The organism is Azonexus sp. IMCC34842, assembly GCF_050368855.1.
Lineage (GTDB): Bacteria > Pseudomonadota > Gammaproteobacteria > Burkholderiales > Rhodocyclaceae > Azonexus > Azonexus denitrificans_A.
This window is the reverse complement of the sequence record NZ_CP178449.1, coordinates 3,553,396-3,574,807: the sequence shown is the minus strand read 5'-3', so window position 1 is coordinate 3,574,807 and position 21,412 is coordinate 3,553,396. Positions and strand designations below refer to the sequence as shown.

The 21,412-nt window shown below is 57.1% G+C and carries 24 protein-coding genes; all 24 read left to right on the top strand.

Annotation, left to right across the window (positions count from 1 at the left end):
• Window positions 1-31: 31 nt before the first annotated feature.
• The 24 genes from rplL (at window position 32) to rplF (ending at window position 21,409) form a co-directional block, all read left to right on the top strand.
• Window positions 32-403 (top strand): 50S ribosomal protein L7/L12, encoded by a 372-nt coding sequence (gene rplL / locus ACLIKD_RS16940; RefSeq protein WP_226418133.1) that lies wholly within the window; start codon window positions 32-34, stop codon window positions 401-403.
• 207 nt (window positions 404-610) lie between these two features.
• On the top strand, window positions 611-4,894 hold the full coding sequence (gene rpoB, locus ACLIKD_RS16935) for a DNA-directed RNA polymerase subunit beta (RefSeq protein WP_226418134.1): 4,284 nt from the start codon (window positions 611-613) through the stop codon (window positions 4,892-4,894).
• Window positions 4,895-4,915: 21 nt separating this feature from the next.
• On the top strand, window positions 4,916-9,127 hold the full coding sequence (rpoC, locus tag ACLIKD_RS16930; RefSeq protein ID WP_428825956.1) for a DNA-directed RNA polymerase subunit beta': 4,212 nt from the start codon (window positions 4,916-4,918) through the stop codon (window positions 9,125-9,127).
• 156 nt (window positions 9,128-9,283) lie between these two features.
• Window positions 9,284-9,661: a 30S ribosomal protein S12 gene (rpsL, locus tag ACLIKD_RS16925; RefSeq protein ID WP_066879509.1), complete on the top strand. Its 378-nt coding sequence runs from the start codon at window positions 9,284-9,286 to the stop codon at window positions 9,659-9,661.
• A 110-nt stretch (window positions 9,662-9,771) separates the two neighbouring features.
• On the top strand, window positions 9,772-10,242 hold the full coding sequence (gene rpsG / locus ACLIKD_RS16920) for a 30S ribosomal protein S7 (protein ID WP_226418136.1): 471 nt from the start codon (window positions 9,772-9,774) through the stop codon (window positions 10,240-10,242).
• An 18-nt stretch (window positions 10,243-10,260) separates the two neighbouring features.
• Complete coding sequence (gene fusA / locus ACLIKD_RS16915; protein ID WP_226418137.1) at window positions 10,261-12,354, top strand: elongation factor G; 2,094 nt, start codon at window positions 10,261-10,263, stop codon at window positions 12,352-12,354.
• 21 nt (window positions 12,355-12,375) lie between these two features.
• Entirely contained in the window at window positions 12,376-13,566 is a 1,191-nt protein-coding gene (gene tuf / locus ACLIKD_RS16910) for an elongation factor Tu (protein ID WP_226418128.1), read from the top strand.
• A gap of 62 nt (window positions 13,567-13,628) precedes the next feature.
• Entirely contained in the window at window positions 13,629-13,940 is a 312-nt protein-coding gene (gene rpsJ / locus ACLIKD_RS16905) for a 30S ribosomal protein S10 (RefSeq protein ID WP_028994183.1), read from the top strand.
• A 109-nt stretch (window positions 13,941-14,049) separates the two neighbouring features.
• The gene (gene rplC, locus ACLIKD_RS16900; protein ID WP_226418138.1) at window positions 14,050-14,688 is read left to right on the top strand and encodes a 50S ribosomal protein L3; all 639 of its coding nucleotides are present in this window, start codon (window positions 14,050-14,052) and stop codon (window positions 14,686-14,688) included.
• 9 nt (window positions 14,689-14,697) lie between these two features.
• Window positions 14,698-15,321 carry a 50S ribosomal protein L4 gene (gene rplD / locus ACLIKD_RS16895; RefSeq protein ID WP_226418139.1) on the top strand — a complete coding sequence of 208 codons (624 nt, stop codon included), beginning with the start codon at window positions 14,698-14,700 and terminating at the stop codon, window positions 15,319-15,321.
• Window positions 15,318-15,620 (top strand): 50S ribosomal protein L23, encoded by a 303-nt coding sequence (gene rplW, locus ACLIKD_RS16890; RefSeq protein WP_226418140.1) that lies wholly within the window; start codon window positions 15,318-15,320, stop codon window positions 15,618-15,620. The genes rplD and rplW overlap by 4 nt, the downstream gene beginning before the upstream one ends.
• A complete protein-coding gene (rplB, locus tag ACLIKD_RS16885; protein WP_428825955.1) occupies window positions 15,620-16,447 on the top strand; it encodes a 50S ribosomal protein L2 in 828 nt (275 codons plus the stop codon). Before rplW ends, rplB begins: the two co-directional genes overlap by 1 nt.
• 10 nt (window positions 16,448-16,457) lie before the next feature.
• On the top strand, window positions 16,458-16,733 hold the full coding sequence (rpsS, locus tag ACLIKD_RS16880) for a 30S ribosomal protein S19 (RefSeq protein ID WP_226418142.1): 276 nt from the start codon (window positions 16,458-16,460) through the stop codon (window positions 16,731-16,733).
• A 9-nt stretch (window positions 16,734-16,742) separates the two neighbouring features.
• The gene (rplV, locus tag ACLIKD_RS16875) at window positions 16,743-17,072 is read left to right on the top strand and encodes a 50S ribosomal protein L22 (RefSeq protein ID WP_066879987.1); all 330 of its coding nucleotides are present in this window, start codon (window positions 16,743-16,745) and stop codon (window positions 17,070-17,072) included.
• A gap of 9 nt (window positions 17,073-17,081) precedes the next feature.
• Window positions 17,082-17,867, top strand: a complete 786-nt coding sequence (rpsC, locus tag ACLIKD_RS16870; protein ID WP_226418143.1) for a 30S ribosomal protein S3 — start codon at window positions 17,082-17,084, stop codon at window positions 17,865-17,867.
• A gap of 1 nt (window position 17,868) precedes the next feature.
• Window positions 17,869-18,282 carry a 50S ribosomal protein L16 gene (rplP, locus tag ACLIKD_RS16865; protein WP_226418144.1) on the top strand — a complete coding sequence of 138 codons (414 nt, stop codon included), beginning with the start codon at window positions 17,869-17,871 and terminating at the stop codon, window positions 18,280-18,282.
• Between the two features lie 2 nt (window positions 18,283-18,284).
• Window positions 18,285-18,479 (top strand): 50S ribosomal protein L29, encoded by a 195-nt coding sequence (gene rpmC / locus ACLIKD_RS16860; RefSeq protein WP_027456670.1) that lies wholly within the window; start codon window positions 18,285-18,287, stop codon window positions 18,477-18,479.
• Window positions 18,476-18,742, top strand: coding sequence for a 30S ribosomal protein S17 (gene rpsQ / locus ACLIKD_RS16855; RefSeq protein WP_226418146.1), 267 nt, complete (start codon window positions 18,476-18,478; stop codon window positions 18,740-18,742). Before rpmC ends, rpsQ begins: the two co-directional genes overlap by 4 nt.
• A 156-nt stretch (window positions 18,743-18,898) precedes the next feature.
• Window positions 18,899-19,267 (top strand): 50S ribosomal protein L14, encoded by a 369-nt coding sequence (gene rplN / locus ACLIKD_RS16850; RefSeq protein ID WP_066879990.1) that lies wholly within the window; start codon window positions 18,899-18,901, stop codon window positions 19,265-19,267.
• Between the two features lie 10 nt (window positions 19,268-19,277).
• A complete protein-coding gene (gene rplX / locus ACLIKD_RS16845) occupies window positions 19,278-19,595 on the top strand; it encodes a 50S ribosomal protein L24 (RefSeq protein WP_226418147.1) in 318 nt (105 codons plus the stop codon).
• Between the two features lie 9 nt (window positions 19,596-19,604).
• Window positions 19,605-20,144, top strand: a complete 540-nt coding sequence (rplE, locus tag ACLIKD_RS16840) for a 50S ribosomal protein L5 (protein ID WP_226418148.1) — start codon at window positions 19,605-19,607, stop codon at window positions 20,142-20,144.
• Between the two features lie 7 nt (window positions 20,145-20,151).
• A complete protein-coding gene (rpsN, locus tag ACLIKD_RS16835; protein WP_226418149.1) occupies window positions 20,152-20,457 on the top strand; it encodes a 30S ribosomal protein S14 in 306 nt (101 codons plus the stop codon).
• 14 nt (window positions 20,458-20,471) lie between these two features.
• A complete protein-coding gene (gene rpsH / locus ACLIKD_RS16830) occupies window positions 20,472-20,867 on the top strand; it encodes a 30S ribosomal protein S8 (RefSeq protein WP_117607656.1) in 396 nt (131 codons plus the stop codon).
• A gap of 11 nt (window positions 20,868-20,878) precedes the next feature.
• Complete coding sequence (gene rplF, locus ACLIKD_RS16825; RefSeq protein WP_428825954.1) at window positions 20,879-21,409, top strand: 50S ribosomal protein L6; 531 nt, start codon at window positions 20,879-20,881, stop codon at window positions 21,407-21,409.
• Window positions 21,410-21,412 lie beyond the last annotated feature (3 nt).

The following is a 21,412-nucleotide window of genomic DNA, read 5'->3' as shown; positions in this document are numbered from 1 at the left end:
CGCATACGAACTGATTTAGGAGTTTATTGAAATGGCAATTAGCAAAGAAGACATCCTGGAAGCCGTTGGCTCCCTGACCGTTATGGAACTGAATGACCTGGTCAAGGCATTCGAAGAGAAGTTCGGCGTTTCCGCCGCTGCCGTCGCCGTTGCTGGCCCGGCTGCTGCTGGTGCCGCTGCTGCCGAAGAGCAGACCGAATTTACCGTCATGCTCAATGCTGCCGGCGACAAGAAGGTTGAAGTCATCAAGGTCGTGCGCGCAGTGACCGGTCTGGGCCTCAAAGAAGCCAAGGACCTGGTTGATGGTGCCCCGAAGGCCGTCAAGGAAGGCGTTTCCAAGGCTGACGCGGAAGCCCTCAAGAAGCAACTGGAAGACGCAGGCGCCAAGGTCGAAGTCAAGTAATCGACGACAGGTGTTCGGGCTGGCGGTTCACCCGCCAGCCCTTTTGTGCTTTGTACGACAGGTTTCATTGATCCAAAAAACGAACTTGAATATCGCCAAGCGGCAAACGCAAACGACGCTTTCCTCTTCCCTGAACGGGAGGCGAGCACGTTTGCGTTTGCCTGTTTCGACAGGTTCTACGTTTGATTTAATCCTCACGGAGTTACCATGACTTACTCCTTCACCGAGAAGAAACGCATCCGCAAGAGTTTCGCCAAGCGCGCCAGCGTGCTTGATGTTCCCTTTCTGCTTGCGACCCAGCTCGAGTCCTTTACAGCTTTCCTGCAAGCGGAAGTCCCCGCTGAAAAACGCAAAAATGAAGGCTTGCAGGCTGCATTCAACTCGATCTTTCCGATTGTTTCTCACTCTGGCAACGCGCGCCTCGAGTTCGTCAGCTTCATGTTGGGTGCTCCGGCCTTTGACGTAACTGAGTGTCAGCAGCGCGGCCTCACCTTTGCCTCTTCGCTGCGCGCCAGGGTGCGCCTGGTGATCATGGATCGCGAAGCACCGGACACCGTGAAGGAAGTCAAGGAGCAGGAAGTCTATATGGGCGAAATTCCGCTCATGACGACCAATGGTTCCTTTGTGATCAACGGCACCGAGCGCGTCATCGTTTCGCAGCTGCATCGCTCGCCTGGCGTCTTCTTCGAGCATGATCGGGGTAAGACCCACAGCTCGGGCAAGCTGCTTTTCTCCGCCCGGATCATTCCTTACCGCGGCTCCTGGCTCGATTTCGAGTTCGATCCGAAGGACACGCTGTTCTTCCGCGTCGACCGTCGCCGCAAGATGCCGGTCACTACGCTGCTCAAGGCCATCGGCATGTCTTCCGAGGAGATCCTCGACCAGTTCTTCGATTTCGATACCTTCTTGCTGGGCAAGGAAAAGATCGAATTCACGCTGGTTCCCGAGCGTCTGCGTGGTGAAGTTGCCCGCTTTGATTTTGTTGGTCCGGACGGCAAGGTTATCGTCGCCAAGGATAAGCGCATCACCGCCAAGCATATTCGCGATATTGGCGCCGCTGGACTGCAGCAACTCGTCGTGCCGGAAGATTTCATCGTCGGCCGTGTGGTCGCCCGCAACATCATCGACAAGGCCACTGGCGAAGTCATTGCCAATGCCAACGACGAAATCACTGAAACCCTGCTCGCCAAGTTGCGCGAAGCCGAGATCACGACCGTTGAGACGCTGTACACCAACGAACTCGATCGTGGTGCATTCATCTCGAACACCTTGCGGGCTGATGAAACAGCTTCCCGCCAGGCCGCCCGCATCGCGATCTACCGCATGATGCGTCCGGGTGAGCCGCCGACCGAGGAAGCTGTCGAAATCCTGTTCAACGGTCTCTTCTACTCGGACGAGCGCTACGACTTGTCCGGCGTTGGCCGGATGAAGTTCAATCGCCGTCTGACCCGCCCTGGTGTCATCGAATACAAGGTTACGGTCAAGAATCTGGCGTCGCGTGCCGAAGCGGCTCTGAAGAACCTGTCTGAAGGTTCGGGCTTCTCGATGGCCGCCATTCAGGATCTGGTCGGTCTGCTGCCTTACGGTCCGCGTGCCTTCTCGGAGAACCTGACTCTGGAAGAAGCCGAGTCGCTGGTGGCCAAGATCAAGCCACTCGGCGCCAATGCCGAAGTGCGTGAGCAACTGACCCTGTCGCCGCGCGACATCGTTGAAGTGATCAAGATCCTCGTTGAACTGCGCAATGGCCGCGGCGAAATCGACGATATCGATCACCTCGGCAATCGCCGCGTCCGTTCGGTCGGCGAACTGGCCGAAAACCAGTTCCGTGCCGGTTTGGTGCGTGTCGAACGCGCCGTCAAGGAACGTCTGTCGCAGGCCGAATCCGACAACCTGATGCCGCACGACCTGATCAATGCCAAGCCGATCAGCGCCGCGATCAAGGAATTCTTCGGTTCCAGCCAGTTGTCGCAGTTTATGGACCAGACCAACCCGCTGTCGGAAATTACCCACAAGCGTCGGGTTTCCGCTCTCGGCCCAGGTGGTCTGACGCGTGAACGCGCCGGCTTTGAAGTCCGCGACGTGCACCCGACCCACTATGGTCGTGTTTGCCCGATCGAAACACCGGAAGGTCCGAACATCGGTCTGATCAACTCCTTGGCACTGTTTGCCCGGGTCAATGATTACGGCTTTATCGAAACGGCCTACCGCAAGGTTTCCGACAGTCAGGTTACCAACGAGATCGAATACCTCTCGGCGATCGAGGAAGGCAACTATGTCGTCGCCCAGGCCAATTCTTCGCTCGACGCAAACGGTCGTCTGTCCGACGATCTGGTCACCTGCCGCGAAAAGGGTGAAACCATCCTGGCTGAACCGGCCCGTGTTCAGTACATGGACGTGGCTCCCGGCCAGATCGTTTCCGTTGCCGCATCGCTGATTCCGTTCCTTGAGCATGACGATGCGAACCGCGCGCTGATGGGCGCCAACATGCAGCGTCAGGCCGTGCCTTGTCTGCGTCCGGAAAAGCCGTTGGTCGGAACCGGTATCGAGCGCACCGTTGCGGTCGACTCGGGTACCGCGGTTGTCGCCCTGCGCGGCGGCAAGGTCGACTATGTCGATGCAGCGCGCGTCGTGGTCCGGGTTAACGACGATGAAACGATTGCCGGTGAAGTTGGCGTCGATATCTACAACCTGGTCAAGTACACCCGTTCCAACCAGAACACCAACATCAACCAGCGTCCGCTGGTCCGCGTTGGCGACATTATCGCCAAGGGCGACGTGGTGGCCGACGGTGCTTCTACCGACAAGGGCGAACTGGCCCTCGGTCAGAACATGCTGATCGCCTTCATGCCGTGGAATGGCTACAATTTCGAAGACTCGATCCTGATCTCCGAACGGGTCGTTGCCGAAGACCGCTATACCTCGATCCATATCGAAGAACTGACGGTCGTCGCCCGCGACACCAAGCTTGGTCCTGAAGAAATCACCCGCGACATCGCGTCCCTGGGTGAAGTCCAGCTGTCGCGTCTGGATGATTCCGGCATCGTCTATATCGGTGCCGAAGTCGAAGCTGGCGACGTGCTGGTCGGCAAGGTTACGCCCAAGGGCGAAACCCAGCTGACACCGGAAGAAAAGCTGTTGCGCGCCATCTTCGGCGAAAAGGCTTCCGACGTTAAGGACACTTCCCTGCGCGTTCCTTCGGGCATCGCCGGTACGGTCATCGACGTTCAGGTGTTCACCCGCGAAGGCATCGAGCGCGACAAGCGCGCCCAGTCGATCATCGACGAGCACCTGCGGCACTACAAGCTGGATCTGGCCGACCAGATGCGTATCGTCGAGCGCGACGCGTTCGAGCGGGTTGGTCGTCTGATTGTTGGCAAGAAAGCCAATGGCGGACCGAAGAAGCTGGCCAAGGGCGCGAGCATCGATCAGGCCTATCTCGATGGCATGGATCCGCACCACTGGTTCGATATTCGTCTGTCCGAAGATGACGCCGCACTGCAGCTGGAACAGGTCAAGGATGGTCTGGAACAGGCCCGCAAGGACTTCGATCTGGCTTTCGAAGCCAAGCGCAAGAAGCTGACCCAGGGCGACGAACTGCCGCCGGGCGTCCAGAAGATGGTCAAGGTCTATGTCGCCGTCAAGCGTCGCCTGCAGCCGGGTGACAAGATGGCCGGTCGCCACGGTAACAAGGGTGTGGTTTCCCGCATCCTGCCGGTCGAAGACATGCCGCATATGGCTGACGGCAGCCCGGTCGATATCGTGCTGAACCCGCTCGGCGTGCCGTCGCGGATGAACGTCGGTCAGATTCTCGAAGTGCACCTTGGCCTCGCCGCCAAGGGCCTTGGCCACAAGATCGGCGCCATGTTGCGCGCCCAGTCCAGCGCCAAGGAAATGCGCGGCTTCCTGGATACGGTTTACAACTCCAGTGGCAAGTCCGAGAACCTCGACGAGTTGAACGATGTCGAAGTGATGGAGATGGCTGGCAATCTGCAAAGCGGCGTACCGTTCGCGACGCCGGTTTTCGACGGGGCCAAGGAAGAAGAAATCAAGGCGATGCTGGCGCTCGCCGGCATGCCGTCTTCCGGTCAGATGACGCTGTACGACGGCCGCACTGGCGAAGCTTTCGAGCGCTCGGTGACCGTCGGCTACATGCACTACCTGAAGTTGCACCACTTGGTCGATGACAAGATGCACGCGCGTTCAACCGGCCCCTACTCGCTGGTTACCCAGCAACCGCTGGGCGGTAAGGCGCAGTTCGGTGGTCAGCGCTTCGGTGAAATGGAAGTGTGGGCGCTGGAAGCCTATGGTGCAGCTTACGTGCTGCAGGAAATGCTGACCGTGAAGTCCGATGACGTGAATGGTCGTACCAAGGTGTACGAAAACATCGTCAAGGGCGAGCACAGGATCGATGCCGGTATGCCGGAATCCTTCAATGTGCTGGTCAAGGAAATTCGTTCGCTGGCGATCGATATCGATCTGGAACGTTACTGATTTAGGGCTGGGAGTTAAACGATGAAAGCATTGCTCGATCTATTCAAGCAGGTAACGGCGGAAGAGGAATTTGATGCCATTACCATTGGCCTCGCTTCGCCCGAAAAGATCCGTTCCTGGTCCTACGGCGAAGTCAAGAAGCCGGAAACCATCAACTACCGCACCTTCAAGCCGGAACGCGATGGCTTGTTCTGCGCCAAGATCTTTGGCCCGATCAAGGATTACGAATGCCTGTGCGGCAAGTACAAGCGCCTCAAGCACCGCGGCGTGATCTGTGAGAAGTGCGGCGTCGAAGTGACGCTGGCCAAGGTTCGTCGTGACCGCATGGGGCACATCGAGCTGGCCTCGCCGACCGCCCACATCTGGTTCCTGAAATCCTTGCCGTCCCGTCTCGGTATGGTGCTCGACATGACGCTGCGCGATATCGAGCGCGTCCTGTATTTCGAAGCCTATGTCGTGACCGATCCCGGCATGGTCAGCAACCTCCAGCGTGCCCAACTGCTCACCGAAGAGCAGTATCTGGAAATGATGGAAGAGCACGGCGACGAGTTCGTCGCGTTCATGGGTGCCGAAGGTATCCGCGAACTGCTGCGCAACCTCGATCTGACCAGCGAAGTCGAGTCTTTGCATGCCGAACTGGAAGTGACCGGTTCGGAAGCCAAGAACAAGAAGCTGGCCAAGCGCCTGAAGATCCTTGAAGGCTTCCAGAAATCCGGCATCAAGCCGGACTGGATGATTCTTGAAGTCCTGCCGGTTCTGCCGCCGGATCTGCGTCCGCTGGTTCCGCTCGACGGCGGCCGCTTCGCGACCTCCGATCTGAACGACCTCTACCGTCGCGTCATCAACCGGAATAACCGTCTGAAGCGTCTGCTCGAGCTGAAGGCGCCGGAAATCATCGTCCGCAACGAAAAGCGCATGCTGCAGGAGTCGGTCGACTCGCTGCTCGACAACGGTCGTCGCGGCAAGGCCATGACCGGTGCCAACAAGCGTCCGCTGAAGTCGCTGGCCGACATGATCAAGGGCAAGGGCGGTCGTTTCCGTCAGAACTTGCTCGGTAAGCGCGTCGACTACTCCGGCCGTTCGGTCATCGTGGTCGGTCCGCAGCTCAAGCTGCACCAGTGCGGCCTGCCCAAGCTGATGGCCCTGGAGCTGTTCAAGCCCTTCATCTTCCACAAGCTGGAAGTGCTCGGCTACGCCACCACCATCAAGCAAGCCAAGAAGATGGTCGAAGGCCAGGAACCGGTCGTCTGGGACATCCTCGAAGATGTCATCCGCGAACATCCGGTCATGCTGAACCGCGCGCCGACCCTGCACCGTCTGGGTATCCAGGCTTTCGAGCCGACCCTGATCGAAGGCAAGGCCATCCAGCTGCACCCGCTCGTCTGCGCGGCCTTCAACGCCGACTTCGACGGTGACCAGATGGCTGTTCACGTGCCGCTGTCCCTTGAAGCCCAGATGGAAGCCCGCACGCTGATGCTGGCCTCCAACAACGTGCTGTCGCCGGCCAACGGCCAGCCGATCATCGTGCCGTCGCAGGATATCGTGCTTGGTCTGTACTACGCGACCCGCGAAAAGACCAATGGCAAGGGTGAAGGCATGTACTTTGCCGACATCGCCGAAATCGAACGCGCCATGGCAGCCAAGGAACTCGACGTCCAGTCGCGGATTTCGGTTCGCCTGAAGCAATACGAACCGGCTGCGGTGGATGGTGAATGGGTCGAGAAAATCGTTCGCGTCGAAACGACGGCTGGTCGTGCGCTGCTTTCCAAGATCCTGCCGAAGGGGTTGCCGTTCAAGGTTATCGACCGCGCCCTGAAGAAGAAGGAAATCTCCAAGCTGATCGACGAATCCTTCCGTCGCTGCGGTTTGAAGGAAACGGTTATCTTCGCCGACAAGCTGATGCAGAACGGTTATGCCCTGGCCACCCGTGCCGGCATTTCCTTCTGTTCCGACGACATGTTGGTGCCGAGCAAGAAGTACGAAATCATTTCCGCCGCTGAAGCGGAAGTGAAAGAAATCGAAATCCAGTACACCAACGGTCTGGTGACCAATGGCGAGCGTTACAACAAGGTCGTCGATATCTGGGGCCGGACCGGTGACCAGGTCGCCAAGGTCATGATGGACGAACTCGGCCACGAGGACACCATCGACCGCCACGGCAAGAAGGTCAAGCAAGAGTCCTTCAACTCCATCTACATGATGGCCGACTCCGGGGCTCGCGGCTCTGCTGCCCAGATCCGTCAGCTGGCTGGTATGCGCGGCCTGATGGCGAAACCGGATGGCTCGATTATCGAGACGCCGATTACCACCAACTTCCGCGAAGGCCTGAACGTCCTCCAGTACTTCATCTCGACCCACGGTGCTCGTAAGGGCCTGGCAGACACGGCACTGAAGACCGCCAACTCCGGTTACCTGACCCGCCGTCTGGTGGACGTGACGCAGGATCTGGTCATTACCGAAGATGACTGTGGAACGCAGAACGGCTTTGTCGTCAAGGCCCTGGTCGAAGGCGGTGAGGTCATCGAACCGTTGCGCGAGCGGATTCTCGGCCGTGTCACGGTTGACGATCTGGTCGACCCGGAAACCCAGGAAACTGTTATTTTCGCCGGCACCATGCTGGACGAGGATCTGGTTGATCTAATCGACAAGTTGGGTATCGACGAAGTCAAGGTTCGCACCCCGCTTTCCTGCGATACCCGGTATGGTCTGTGTGCCAAGTGCTACGGTCGTGACCTCGGTCGCGGCATGATGGTCAATGCCGGCGAGGCCATCGGCGTTATCGCCGCTCAGTCGATCGGTGAGCCGGGTACCCAGCTCACCATGCGGACTTTCCACGTCGGCGGCGCGGCCTCCCGGGCTGCTGTTGCATCGCAGATTGAAGCCAAATCGGCCGGTACGATTCGCTACACCTCGAATATGCGTTACGTGACCAGTGCCAAGGGCGAGAAGGTTGTCATCTCCCGCTCCGGTGAGGTGCTGATTACCGACGATCATGGTCGTGAGCGCGAGCGTCACAAGGTGCCGTACGGCGCCACGCTTTCCGTTGATGAAGGCAAGGTGGTCAAGGCTGGCGCCAAGTTGTCGACTTGGGATCCGCATACCCGTCCGATCGTTACCGAATATGCCGGTACGGTCCGCTTCGAGAATGTCGAAGAGGGCGTTACCGTCGCCAAGCAGGTGGACGATGTTACGGGCCTGTCGACTCTCGTGGTTATCGACCACAAGCGTGGCGGCAAGGCTGCCACTAAGGGTATTCGTCCAGTGGTCAAGCTGCTTGACGAAAACGGTCAGGAAGTGAAGATCACCGGCAGCGACCACCATGTGTCGATTGCCTTCCAGGTTGGCTCGATCATCTCGGTGGTTGACGGTCAGCAGGTTGGTGTCGGCGATGTACTTGCCCGTATGCCGCAGGAGTCCGCCAAGACCCGCGACATTACCGGCGGTCTGCCGCGCGTTGCCGAGTTGTTCGAGGCCCGGACGCCGAAGGATGCGTCAGTGCTGGCCGAGTTCACCGGGACAATCAGCTTCGGCAAGGACACCAAGGGCAAACAGCGCTTGGTGATCACCGATCTCGACGGTACGGTCCACGAATTCCTGATTCCGAAGGACAAGCATGTGCTGGTCCATGACGGTCAGGTGGTGAACAAGGGCGAGAAGATCGTCGAAGGTCTGCCCGATCCGCATGACATTCTCCGTCTGCAGGGGGTCGAAGCACTGGCCCGCTATATTACGGACGAAGTCCAGGATGTCTATCGTCTGCAAGGCGTGAAGATCAACGACAAGCACATTGAAGTCATTGTTCGTCAGATGCTGCGTCGGGTCGCCATCGTCGAGCCGGGTGATAGCAAGTTCATCAAGTCGGAACAGGTGGAGCGTGCTGAACTGCTGGCCGAAAACGATCGCATGATCGCCCAGGGCAAGCTGCCGGCTACCTTCGACCACATGCTGCTCGGTATTACCAAGGCCTCGCTGTCGACCGATTCGTTCATCTCTGCCGCGTCCTTCCAGGAAACCACGCGTGTTCTCACCGAGGCTGCCATCATGGGCAAGCGCGACGAACTGCGTGGTCTCAAGGAAAACGTTATCGTCGGACGTCTCATTCCGGCCGGTACCGGTCTTGCCTACCACCGCAGCCGCAAGGCTCAGCTGGCGGGTGAGGACATCGCAGCGGCAAAGGCTCTGGAGCCGGCTGCTGCGGAAAACGCAACGCAGGATGCCGATCTGGGCCTGTAAGTCAAGAGCGACCCTCGTGTCTCGTTGACACGGGGGTTGATCAACCATAGAATCTATGGTCTTTGTCGGCAGAGACTAATCATTGTCTCTGCTTTGGATAACAAAATTGCCGTCGTGCGCCGTTCTTTGGTGCCCGGTCGTTGAAGGAAGTTCGATATGCCGACTATCAATCAGCTCGTGCGCAAGCCGCGCGTTGCCGAGGTCACCAAGAGCAAGGTTCCCGCTCTGGAAAAGTGCCCGCAGAAGCGTGGCGTTTGTACTCGCGTCTATACCACCACCCCGAAGAAGCCGAACTCCGCGCTGCGTAAAGTGTGCAAGGTTCGTCTGACGAATGGCTTTGAAGTCATTTCCTACATCGGTGGTGAAGGCCATAACCTGCAGGAGCACTCCGTGGTCCTGATTCGTGGTGGTCGTGTCAAGGATTTGCCGGGTGTGCGTTACCACACCGTGCGCGGCTCCCTGGATACCCAGGGCGTCAAAGATCGCAAGCAGTCCCGTTCCAAGTACGGGGCGAAGCGTCCGAAGGCTGCCTGATTCATCAAGCAGTCTGAGTAAGTGGTCATTCTTCTGGGTGGCCGTGAGAGCCGGGTGGGTGTTAACCCATACCCGGCTTTTCAACTGAATCGTGTTTATTTGAGGTTAATATGCCCCGTCGTCGTGTAGTAGCAAAACGTGACATTCTTCCGGATCCGAAGTTCGGTAATGTCGAAGTTTCCAAGTTCATCAATGCAATCATGCAGAGCGGCAAGAAGTCGGTTGCTGAGCGCATTGTTTACGGTGCTTTCGAGATCATCACCACCAAGGGTGGCAAGGATCCGCTAGAAGTTTTCGGTTCGGCCATGTCGAACGTTCGCCCGATGGTTGAGGTGAAGTCCCGTCGTGTCGGTGGTGCCAACTACCAGGTGCCGGTTGAAGTGCGTCCGGCTCGCCGTGCTGCGCTTGCCATGCGCTGGTTGCGTGAGTCGGCCCGCAAGCGTTCGGAAAAATCCATGGGTCAGCGTCTGGCTGCCGAAATGATGGAAGCTGCTGAAAATCGCGGTGGTGCCGTCAAGAAGCGTGATGAAGTGCACCGTATGGCTGAAGCCAACAAGGCTTTTGCTCACTTCCGCTTCTAATTTTCAAAGGGCTCTAACGTGGCACGTAAAACTCCTATCGAGCGCTACCGGAATATCGGTATCAGCGCTCACATCGACGCCGGCAAGACGACGACGACTGAACGTATCCTTTTCTACACCGGTGTTAACCACAAGATCGGTGAAGTCCATGATGGCGCTGCCACCATGGACTGGATGGAGCAGGAACAGGAACGTGGTATTACCATTACCTCTGCTGCGACCACCTGCTTCTGGAGCGGTATGGACAAGCAGTTCCCGCCGCACCATATCAATATTATCGACACCCCGGGGCACGTGGACTTCACCATTGAAGTCGAACGTTCGATGCGTGTGCTTGATGCCGCCTGTATGGTCTATTGCGCCGTCGGTGGCGTGCAGCCGCAGTCGGAAACCGTTTGGCGTCAGGCCAACAAGTACGGCGTGCCGCGTTTGGCCTTCGTGAACAAGATGGACCGCTCCGGCGCCAACTTCTTCAAGGTGGTCGAGCAGTTGAAGGTGCGCCTCAAGGCGAATCCGATCCCGGTGGTCATCCCCATCGGCGCAGAGGACAACTTCGAAGGTGTGGTCGACCTGATTCGCATGAAGGCGATCTACTGGGACGAAGCGTCGCAAGGCATGAAGTATGACGCTCGCGAAATCCCGGCCAATCTGGTCGATGAAGCGAATACGTGGCGCGAGCAAATGGTTGAGGCCGCCGCCGAGGCGTCAGAAGATCTGATGAACAAGTACCTCGAAAATGGTGAGCTTTCCGAAGCCGACATCATTTTTGGTTTGCGCACGCGCACGCTGGCTTGCGAAATCCAGCCGATGCTGTGCGGTACAGCCTTCAAGAACAAGGGCGTGCAGAAGATGCTGGACGCCGTGATCGAGCTGCTGCCGTCGCCGGTCGATATTCCGCCGGTCAAGGGTATTCTCGAGAACGAAACCGAAGGCGAACGTCGTGCCGCCGATGATGAGCCGTTCTCCGCGCTGGCCTTCAAGATCATGACCGACCCGTTCGTCGGCCAGTTGATCTTCTTCCGCGTTTATTCCGGCGTGATCAATTCCGGCGATACGGTCTACAACCCGGTCAAGGGTCGCAAGGAACGTCTCGGTCGCATCCTGCAGATGCACGCCAATCAGCGTGAAGAAATCAAGGAAGTGCGCGCTGGCGACATCGCTGCTGCCGTGGGCCTGAAAGAAGCAACGACCGGCGATACGCTGTGTGATCCGGCCAAGGTCATCACCCTCGAGCGCATGGTTTTCCCGGAGCCGGTGATTCACGTTGCCGTCGAACCGAAGACCAAGGCCGACCAGGAAAAGATGGGTCTGGCACTGGGCCGTCTCGCTCAGGAAGATCCGTCGTTCCGCGTCCGTACCGACGAAGAGTCCGGTCAGACCATTATTTCGGGTATGGGCGAGCTGCACCTGGAAATTCTGGTTGATCGCATGCGTCGTGAATTCAACGTCGAAGCAACCGTTGGTGCGCCGCAGGTTGCCTACCGCGAGTGCATCAAGAAGGCTGTCGAACAAGAAGGCAAGTTCGTCAAGCAATCCGGTGGTCGTGGTCAGTTTGGTCACGTCTGGCTCAAGATCGAGCCGAACGAAGCTGGCAAGGGTTACGAATTCATCGATGCGATCAAGGGCGGTGTCGTGCCCCGTGAATTCATTCCTGCGGTTGACAAGGGTCTGCGTGACGCAGTCACGAGCGGTGTTCTGGCTGGCTTCCCGGTTGTCGACGTGAAGTTCACGTTGTTCGACGGCTCCTATCACGACGTTGATTCGAATGAAAACGCGTTCCGCATGGCTGCTTCCATGGCTTTCAAGGAAGGCATGAAGAAGGCCAATCCGACGCTGCTTGAGCCGATGATGGCCGTTGAAGTCGAGACCCCGGAAGAGTACATGGGTAACGTCATGGGCGATCTTTCCTCCCGTCGTGGCATCGTCCAGGGTATGGAAGATCAGGTCGGTGGCATCAAGCTGGTCAAGGCCGAGGTTCCGCTGTCCGAGATGTTTGGTTACTCGACTTCCGTGCGTTCGTTGTCGCAAGGTCGCGCGACCTACTCGATGGAATTCAAGCACTATACCGAGGCGCCGAAGAACGTCGCCGAGGCCGTTATTAACAAAAAGTAATTCGTTATTGGAGAACCGATAATGGCAAAAGAGAAATTTGAACGTACGAAACCGCACGTAAACGTGGGCACGATTGGTCACGTTGACCATGGCAAGACCACGCTGACGGCTGCGATTACCACGGTGCTGGCAAAGAAGTTTGGCGGCTCCGCCAAAGCGTATGACCAGATCGATGCGGCGCCGGAAGAAAAGGCTCGCGGTATTACTATCAATACCGCCCACGTCGAGTACGAAACCGCCAACCGTCACTATGCCCACGTGGATTGCCCGGGCCATGCTGACTACGTCAAAAACATGATTACCGGTGCTGCCCAGATGGACGGCGCCATTCTCGTCTGTTCCGCCGCTGACGGCCCGATGCCCCAGACCCGCGAGCACATCCTGCTGGCCCGTCAGGTCGGTGTGCCGTACGTGCTGGTGTACATGAACAAGTGCGACATGGTTGACGATGCCGAACTGCTCGAACTCGTCGAAATGGAACTGCGCGAGCTGCTCTCCAAGTACGATTTTCCGGGCGACGACACCCCGATCATTCACGGCTCCGCCCTGAAGGCTCTGGAAGGCGATCAATCCGAAATCGGCGAACCGTCGATCTTCCGTCTGGCCGATGCCCTGGACTCCTACATCCCGACCCCGGAACGTGCCGTTGATCAGCCGTTCCTGATGCCGGTGGAAGACGTCTTCTCGATCTCCGGCCGCGGTACTGTCGTTACTGGTCGTATCGAACGTGGCGTTGTCAAGGTTGGCGAAGAAATCGAAATCGTCGGTATCCGTCCGACCGTCAAGACCACCTGTACCGGTGTGGAAATGTTCCGCAAGCTGCTCGACCAAGGTCAGGCTGGCGACAACGTCGGCGCCCTGCTGCGCGGCACCAAGCGGGAAGATGTTGAACGCGGTCAAGTGCTGTGCAAGCCGGGTTCCATCACCCCGCATACCCACTTCACCGGCGAAGTGTATGTGCTGTCGAAAGACGAAGGTGGTCGTCACACCCCGTTTTTCAACAACTACCGTCCGCAGTTCTACTTCCGCACGACCGACGTGACCGGCGCGATCTCGCTGCCGGAAGGCGTTGAAATGGTCATGCCGGGTGACAACATCCAGATGACTGTCAAGCTGATCGCCCCGATCGCCATGGAAGAAGGTCTGCGTTTCGCCATCCGTGAAGGCGGTCGTACCGTCGGCGCCGGTGTCGTTGCCAAGATCATCGAGTAATTCGTTCTTTTTGAAATCCGGGGTGAAAGCGATTTCACCCCATCGTTCTTTGGAAGCCAAACATGCAAAGTCAAAAAATCCGTATTCGTCTGAAGGCCTTCGACTATCGCCTGATCGATCAGTCTGCTCAGGAAATCGTTGAAACTGCCAAGCGTACCGGTGCTGTTGTTCGTGGTCCCGTACCGCTGCCGACTCGCAAGCAGCGTTTTGACATCCTGCGTTCGCCGCACGTCAACAAGGCTTCCCGTGATCAGTTGGAAATTCGCACCCATCTGCGTCTGATGGATATCGTCGATCCGACCGACAAAACCGTTGATGCCCTGATGAAGCTGGATCTGCCGGCAGGCGTCGACGTCGAAATCAAGTTGCAGTAATTAGGGGTTGCGGATATAATCCGCGCCTTTCGGGGGTGGCCGGCGACGGCTGCCCATTTGTTGTTTTACATCGACCGGCCAATCGCAGCCGGCGATGAGGAGAATAACCATGAGTCTAGGCCTTGTAGGTCGCAAGGTCGGCATGACTCGCATTTTTGCTGAGGATGGCGCGTCCATTCCGGTAACTGTGCTTGACGTGTCGAATAACCGTGTGACCCAAGTTAAAACGCCGGAGTCCGATGGCTATGCAGCCATTCAGGTCTCTTTCGGCAAGCGCCGTGCCTCGCGTGTTTCCAAGCCCCTTGCTGGCCATTTGGCCAAGGCGGGTGTGGAATCCGGGCACGTCTTCAAGGAATTCCGTATCGATGCTGATCAGTTGGCTACCTTTAAAGCCGGCGATCAGGTTGCTGCTACCATTTTTGCCGAAGGGCAGAAAGTGGATGTCAGTGGCAAGTCCATTGGTAAGGGCTTCCAGGGCGGCATCAAGCGCCATAATTTCAGCTCCAATCGTGCTACTCACGGTAACTCGCTGTCGCATAACGCGCCGGGTTCCATCGGTATGGCGCAGGATCCGGGTCGTGTTTTCCCGGGTAAGCGCATGGCCGGTCATATGGGCGATGTCCAGACCACGATGCAGGGGCTGACAATTGTTCGCGTCGATGTTGAACGCCAGCTTCTGCTGGTCAAAGGTGCCGTTCCTGGTGCCAAGGGTTCCGACGTCGTTGTGCGTCCGGCAGTCAAGGCTTAAGGGGGCGACATGGAACTTAAGGTAATTAACGAACAAGGACAGGAAGCGGCCAAGTTGCAAGCTTCCGACGTGCTGTTCGGTCGCGACTTCAATGAAGCGCTGGTCCATCAGATCGTCGTGGCCTATCAGGCCAACGGGCGCTCCGGTGACCGTCAGCAGAAGGATCGCTCCGAAGTCCGTCACACCACGACCAAGCCGTGGCGCCAGAAGGGTACGGGTCGTGCCCGTGCCGGTAGTAATGGCAGCCCGCTGTGGCGTGGGGGCGGTCGGATTTTTCCGAGCTCTCCTGAGGAGAATTTTAGCCATAAGGTTAACAAGAAGATGTTCCGCGCCGGTATGGCCGCGATCCTCTCCGAGTTGGCCCGTCAGGATCGCCTGGTTGTGATCGATAGCCTTTCCATCGATGCACCGAAGACCAAGCTCTTCACCGAGAAGTTGAAGGGCTTGGGTCTGGAAGGCAATCTTCTGATCATCACCGACAAGCTGAGTGAGAATTTGTATCTCTCGTCACGCAATCTGCCCAACGTTCTGGTTCTTGAAGCCCAGGAAGCTGATCCGGTATCCCTGGTTCGCTTTGCCAAGGTTCTCGTTACCAAGGATGCCGTGGCCAAGTTCGAGGAGATGTGGGGATGAACCAAGAACGTCTGCTGCAGGTGCTGCTGGCACCGCAAATCTCCGAGAAGGCCACCTACCTGGCCGACAAGTTTGAGCAGGTGATCTTCCGCGTTGCCACCGATGCAACCAAGCCGGAAATCAAAGCTGCCGTCGAACTGCTGTTCAAGGTTGAAGTTGAGTCCGTTCAGGTCGCCAACGTCAAGGGTAAGGTCAAGCGCTTCAAGGGCGCAACCGGTCGGCGCAAAGGCTGGAAGAAAGCCTATGTGAGCCTGAAGCCGGGCCAGGAAATCAATTTTGTTGAAGGGGGGAATGCCTAATGGCTCTCGTTAAAGTCAAGCCGACTTCCCCGGGTCGCCGTGCCGTCGTTTTGGTCGTCAATCCGAATCTGCACAAGGGCAAGCCTTTTGCTGGTCTGGTTGAGGCCAAGTCCGGGAATGCCGGTCGTAACAACAATGGCCGCATTACCGTTCGTCACCAAGGTGGCGGGCACAAGCAGTCTTATCGTGTAATCGATTTCAAGCGGGCCAAGGATGGTATTCCGGCCAAGGTTGAACGTCTCGAATATGATCCGAATCGCACCGCCAATATCGCACTGTTGTGCTATGCCGATGGCGAGCGTCGTTACATCATTGCCAACAAAGGCATGGTGGTTGGTCAGCCGGTCATGAGCGGTTCCGAAGCGCCTATCAAGTCCGGGAATGCTTTGCCGATTCGCAATATTCCGGTTGGTACGACGATTTGCTGCATTGAAATGTTGCCTGGCAAGGGAGCTCAGTTGGCTCGCTCTGCTGGCGCATCGGCTCAATTGCTGGCTCGCGAAGGTGCCTATGCTCAGATCCGTCTGCGCTCCGGTGAGGTTCGTCGGGTTCACGTCGAGTGCCGCGCCACCATCGGTGAAGTCGGTAACGAAGAGCACAACCTGCGCAAATACGGTAAAGCCGGTGCCATGCGTTGGCGCGGTGTTCGTCCGACCGTTCGTGGTACTGCCATGAACCCGGTTGATCACCCGCACGGTGGTGGTGAAGGTCGTACTGGCGAAGGTCGTGTGCCGGTTAACCCGTGGGGTCAGCCCACCAAGGGCTACCGCACTCGCAGCAACAAGCGCACGAACAGCATGATCGTTCAGCGCCGTCATAAGCGTTAAGGGGTAGGAAATGGGACGTTCTCTCAAAAAAGGCCCGTTTGTTGATGCGTACCTGATCGACAAGGTCGAAGCGGTTCGCGCCACAGGCGATAAGCGCCCGATCAAGACTTGGTCGCGTCGTTCGACGATCCTCCCCGAGTTTATCGGTCTGACGATCGCTGTTCACAATGGCAAGCAGCATATTCCGGTGTTCGTCACCGAAAATATGGTCGGTCACAAGCTCGGCGAATTTTCGCTGACCCGGACGTTCAAGGGTCACACCGCCGGCAAGAAGGCCAAGAAGTAAGGAGCTGACATGGAAACTCGTGCAAGTCTGCGAGGCGTACGCCTCTCTGCGCAAAAAGGTCGCCTCGTGGCTGATCTGGTGCGTGGCAAGCCGGTTGGTCAGGCTCTCAACATCCTGGCCTTTTCCCCGAAAAAGGGAGCTGGTATCGTTAAAAAAGTGCTGGAGTCGGCTATCGCCAACGCCGAGCATAACGACGGTGCTGATATCGACGAATTGAAGGTGAAAATCATCTACGTCGAAAAAGGCATGGTGCTCAAGCGCTTTACGGCGCGCGCCAAAGGTCGTGGCAATCGGATCATCAAGCCGACCTGCCACATCTATCTGACCGTTGGTAACTAAGGAAAAGCCATGGGACAGAAAATTCATCCGACTGGCTTCCGTCTGGCCGTCACCAAGAACTGGAGTTCACGCTGGTACGCTAACAGCAAGGACTTTCCCGGGATGCTCAACGAAGATATCAAGGTTCGTGAGTATCTTAAGCGCAAGCTGGCACATGCTTCGGTTGGTCGCGTTCTCATCGAGCGCCCGGCGAAGAATGCCCGCGTAACCGTTTTCTCCGCTCGTCCTGGCGTCGTCATCGGCAAAAAGGGCGAAGACATCGAACAACTCCGTTCGGATCTTCAGCGCATCATGGGCGTTCCCGTCCATGTGTCTATCGAAGAAATCCGCAAGCCGGAAATCGATGCACAACTGATCGCCGACTCGATTGCTCAGCAACTCGAAAAGCGCATCATGTTCCGCCGCGCCATGAAGCGTGCGATGCAGAACGCGATGCGTCTTGGTGCCCAGGGTATCAAGGTGATGAGTGCCGGTCGTCTTAACGGTGCCGAAATCGCACGTAGCGAGTGGTACCGCGAAGGTCGCGTGCCGCTTCATACGCTGCGTGCTGATATCGATTATGCAACTTCCGAAGCGCTGACCACCTACGGCATCATCGGGATCAAGGTCTGGGTTTACAAGGGCGATATGCTTGATCGCAACGAGCAACCGGAAGTTGTCGAGCCAGCTGCTGATGATCGCCGCCCGCGTCGTGCCCCCGGCAAGCCGGAAGGTGACAAGCCGCGCACCCGAACCGTCAAGAAGGCCGACGGCGCTGGTGATCCGGCCAAGCGCGTAAGAAAGGCAGGTGCTTAACATGTTGCAACCAAATCGTCGCAAGTTCCGCAAGGAGCAAAAGGGACGTAACGAAGGTCTGGCCACCCGCGGCACCAAGGTGTCGTTTGGTGAGTGGGGCCTGAAGGCGACCGGTCGCGGTCGTCTGACGGCTCGTCAGATTGAAGCAGCTCGCCGTGCGATGACCCGCCACATCAAGCGTGGCGGTCGCATCTGGATCCGTATTTTCCCGGACAAGCCGGTTTCCAAGAAACCTGCCGAAGTTCGAATGGGTAACGGTAAGGGTAACCCGGAATATTGGGTTGCCGAAATCCAGCCGGGCAAAGTGCTCTATGAGATGGATGGTGTCAATGAAGCTCTGGCGCGCGAGGCCTTTGCGCTTGCGGCCGCCAAGCTGCCAATTGCCACCACCTTCGTGACTCGTCATCTGGGGTAATCATGAAAGCTAGTGAATTGAGAACCAAGAGCGTGGACGAGCTCAACAAGGAATTGCTGGACCTCCTGAAGGCCCAGTTCGGTCTGCGTATGCAGCTTGCTACCCAGCAGCTGTCCAATACCAGCCAAATGTCCAAGGTGCGCCGCGACATCGCTCGCGTCCGCACGCTTATCCGTGAAAAGGCGGTGCAGCAATGAGCGAAACCACCAGTAACAAACGTACTCTGATCGGTCGCGTTGTCAGCGACAAGATGGAAAAAACGGTCACCGTCCTTGTTGAACGTAAGGTCAAGCACCCGATGTATGGCAAGGTGATGGTTCGTTCCAAGAAGTATCACGCTCACAATGACGGCAATACGGCCAAAGCCGGTGATCTGGTAGAGATCGTCGAAACGCGTCCGGTTTCCCGTACCAAGTCCTGGGCAGTAACAAGCGTTCTCCAAAAAGCGATCGTTGTATAACGATTTATTTTGAAAACGCTTGCCTAGCCAACTAAGAAGCCGGTATAATCCGGCTTCTTTTTTGCGAGCCGCCATATTCGCTGGTTCGCAAAGTTGTTCGACCCGTACGGGTTCCAAGACTGACCGCGCAAGCGGATTAAGTTGGAGTATAAATTAATGATTCAGATGCAGACGACTCTGGACGTCGCCGATAACACCGGTGCCCGTTCAGTAATGTGTATCAAAGTGCTGGGTGGATCCAAGCGCCGCTATGCGGGTATTGGTGACATCATCAAGGTCAGCATCAAGGATGCTGCGCCGCGTGGCCGTGTCAAAAAAGGCGATGTTTACAATGCTGTGGTGGTTCGTACCGCCAAGGGTGTTCGTCGTCCGGATGGTTCGCTGGTTCGCTTTGATGGCAATGCCGCAGTTCTTCTCAACAACAAGCTCGAGCCTCTTGGCACGCGCATCTTTGGCCCGGTGACCCGCGAACTGCGTACCGAGCGCTTTATGAAGATCGTGTCCCTTGCTCCTGAAGTGCTGTAAGGAACGCGAGATGGAAAAGATTCGTAAAGGCGACGAAGTCGTAGTTATTACCGGTAAAGACAAGGGTAAGCGCGGTTCCGTGCTGTCTCGCGTCGGTGAAGAGCATGTGCTTGTTGAGGGTGTCAATCGTGCGAAAAAGCACGTGAAGCCGAACCCGATCAAGGGCGTAGCTGGCGGCATTGTTGATAAAGACATGCCGATTCATCTCTCCAATGTTGCGCTGTTCAATCCTGCTACCAAGAAAGCCGATCGTGTTGGCTTTAAGCAGTTGGATGATGGCCGCAAGGTTCGCGTGTTCAAGTCGAACGGCGAACTGGTGAACGCATAAGGGACAGTCATGGCGCGTTTGCAGCAGTTTTATAAAGAAACCGTCGTCGGTGATTTGGCCAAGCAATTTGGTTACAAATCGGTGATGGAAGTGCCGCGGATCACCAAGATCACCCTGAATATGGGTGTCGGTGAAGCTGTGGCTGACAAGAAGGTTCTTGAGAATGCCGTTGGCGACATGCAGAAGATTGCAGGTCAAAAGCCGGTGACGACCAAGGCTCGCAAGTCCATCGCTGGTTTCAAGATTCGTGATGGCTACCCGATCGGTTGTATGGTTACCCTGCGCGGTCCCCGTATGTTCGAGTTCCTGGATCGTCTGGTGACCGTGGCCCTGCCGCGTGTTCGTGACTTCCGTGGTATCTCTGGCAAGGGTTTCGATGGCCAAGGCAACTACAACATGGGTGTCAAAGAGCAGATCATTTTCCCGGAAATCGAGTACGACAAGATCGATGCTCTCCGGGGTATGAATATCAGCATCACCACGACCGCGAAGACCGATGCAGAAGCGAAAGCCCTGCTCGTAGCGTTCAAGTTCCCGTTCAAGAATTGAGGCAATCATGGCAAAACTTGCTCTGATCAACCGTGATGAAAAGCGCCGTAAAATGGTCGCGCAATACGCCAAAAAGCGTGCGGCCCTGGAGGCGATCTTCAATGACGTAAGCCTCTCTGACCAGGAGCGCTACGACGCTCGTCTGAAGATGCAGGCACTTCCGCGTAACTCCAGCCCGTCCCGTCTGCGCAATCGTTGCGCGCTGACCGGTCGTCCGCGTGGTGTTTTCCGTAAATTCGGTCTGTGCCGTAACAAGATCCGTGAGCTGGCCTTCAATGGCGAGATCCCGGGTGTTGTTAAGGCCAGCTGGTAAGAGGAGATTCAGAAATGGCTATGAGCGATCCGATCGCGGACATGCTGACACGCATCCGCAACGCCCAGCTCGCCGAAAAGGCGTCTGTCTCCATGCCGTCGTCCAAGGTGAAAGTGGCTATTGCCGCTGTGCTGAAGGATGAAGGTTACGTTGATGATTTCGCAGTTCGTCAGGCTGATGGCAAGCCGACCCTCGATATCGCACTCAAGTACTATGCCGGTCGTCCGGTTATTGAGCGCATCGAGCGTGTCTCCAAGCCTGGTCTGCGGATCTACAAGGGCTGTGAAGATATCCCCCGCGTCATGAACGGTCTGGGTGTCGCCATTGTGTCGACCCCCAAGGGCGTCATGACTGACCGCAAGGCTCGTGCCAGCAAGGTTGGCGGCGAAGTCCTTTGCATCGTGGCGTAAGGAGGGAATTCATGTCTCGTATTGGTAAGAATCCTATTGTTCTGCCTGCTGGCGTCGAAGTCACGATTGGTGAGTGCATTTCCGTCAAGGGCCCGTTGGGTACCTTGTTGGCCGCTGCTCACCCGTCCGTGCAGGTGTCTGTTGAAGGTCAGAACGTCCAGGTCTCCAGGGTTGAAGGTGCGGTTAACTCCAGCGCCATGTGGGGCACCATGCGTGCCAACCTCAACAACATGGTGGTCGGTGTCTCCAAGGGGTTTGAGAAGAAGCTGCAGCTGGTTGGTGTGGGTTACCGCGCTCAGGCTCAAGGCGATATTCTGAATCTGTCGCTGGGGTTTTCTCACCCGGTGGCGCACAAGATGCCTGCTGGTGTGAAAGTCGAATGTCCGACCCAGACCGAAATCCTGATCAAGGGGTCTGACAAGCAACAGGTCGGCCAGGTTGCTGCCGAAGTCCGTGCGTATCGCAAACCCGAGCCCTACAAGGGCAAGGGTGTCCGTTACTCGGATGAAGTGGTGGTTATCAAGGAAACCAAGAAGAAGTAAGGG

Bases quoted from the DNA above. Each gene is read 5' to 3' on its own strand.
- rpsL (WP_066879509.1), top strand. From the start codon at position 9,284: ATGCCGACTATCAATCAGCTCGTGCGCAAGCCGCGCGTTGCCGAGGTC.
- rpoC (WP_428825956.1), top strand. From the start codon at position 4,916: ATGAAAGCATTGCTCGATCTATTCAAGCAGGTAACGGCGGAAGAGGAA.
- rpsH (WP_117607656.1), top strand. From the start codon at position 20,472: ATGGCTATGAGCGATCCGATCGCGGACATGCTGACACGCATCCGCAAC.
- rplW (WP_226418140.1), top strand. From the start codon at position 15,318: ATGAACCAAGAACGTCTGCTGCAGGTGCTGCTGGCACCGCAAATCTCC.
- rplE (WP_226418148.1), top strand. From the start codon at position 19,605: ATGGCGCGTTTGCAGCAGTTTTATAAAGAAACCGTCGTCGGTGATTTG.
- rpsJ (WP_028994183.1), top strand. From the start codon at position 13,629: ATGCAAAGTCAAAAAATCCGTATTCGTCTGAAGGCCTTCGACTATCGC.
- rpsN (WP_226418149.1), top strand. From the start codon at position 20,152: ATGGCAAAACTTGCTCTGATCAACCGTGATGAAAAGCGCCGTAAAATG.
- rpmC (WP_027456670.1), top strand. From the start codon at position 18,285: ATGAAAGCTAGTGAATTGAGAACCAAGAGCGTGGACGAGCTCAACAAG.
- rpoB (WP_226418134.1), top strand. From the start codon at position 611: ATGACTTACTCCTTCACCGAGAAGAAACGCATCCGCAAGAGTTTCGCC.
- rplC (WP_226418138.1), top strand. From the start codon at position 14,050: ATGAGTCTAGGCCTTGTAGGTCGCAAGGTCGGCATGACTCGCATTTTT.
- rplB (WP_428825955.1), top strand. From the start codon at position 15,620: ATGGCTCTCGTTAAAGTCAAGCCGACTTCCCCGGGTCGCCGTGCCGTC.
- tuf (WP_226418128.1), top strand. From the start codon at position 12,376: ATGGCAAAAGAGAAATTTGAACGTACGAAACCGCACGTAAACGTGGGC.
- rpsG (WP_226418136.1), top strand. From the start codon at position 9,772: ATGCCCCGTCGTCGTGTAGTAGCAAAACGTGACATTCTTCCGGATCCG.
- rplL (WP_226418133.1), top strand. From the start codon at position 32: ATGGCAATTAGCAAAGAAGACATCCTGGAAGCCGTTGGCTCCCTGACC.
- rplX (WP_226418147.1), top strand. From the start codon at position 19,278: ATGGAAAAGATTCGTAAAGGCGACGAAGTCGTAGTTATTACCGGTAAA.
- rpsQ (WP_226418146.1), top strand. From the start codon at position 18,476: ATGAGCGAAACCACCAGTAACAAACGTACTCTGATCGGTCGCGTTGTC.
- rplF (WP_428825954.1), top strand. From the start codon at position 20,879: ATGTCTCGTATTGGTAAGAATCCTATTGTTCTGCCTGCTGGCGTCGAA.
- rplN (WP_066879990.1), top strand. From the start codon at position 18,899: ATGATTCAGATGCAGACGACTCTGGACGTCGCCGATAACACCGGTGCC.
- rpsS (WP_226418142.1), top strand. From the start codon at position 16,458: ATGGGACGTTCTCTCAAAAAAGGCCCGTTTGTTGATGCGTACCTGATC.
- rplP (WP_226418144.1), top strand. From the start codon at position 17,869: ATGTTGCAACCAAATCGTCGCAAGTTCCGCAAGGAGCAAAAGGGACGT.
- rplV (WP_066879987.1), top strand. From the start codon at position 16,743: ATGGAAACTCGTGCAAGTCTGCGAGGCGTACGCCTCTCTGCGCAAAAA.
- rpsC (WP_226418143.1), top strand. From the start codon at position 17,082: ATGGGACAGAAAATTCATCCGACTGGCTTCCGTCTGGCCGTCACCAAG.
- rplD (WP_226418139.1), top strand. From the start codon at position 14,698: ATGGAACTTAAGGTAATTAACGAACAAGGACAGGAAGCGGCCAAGTTG.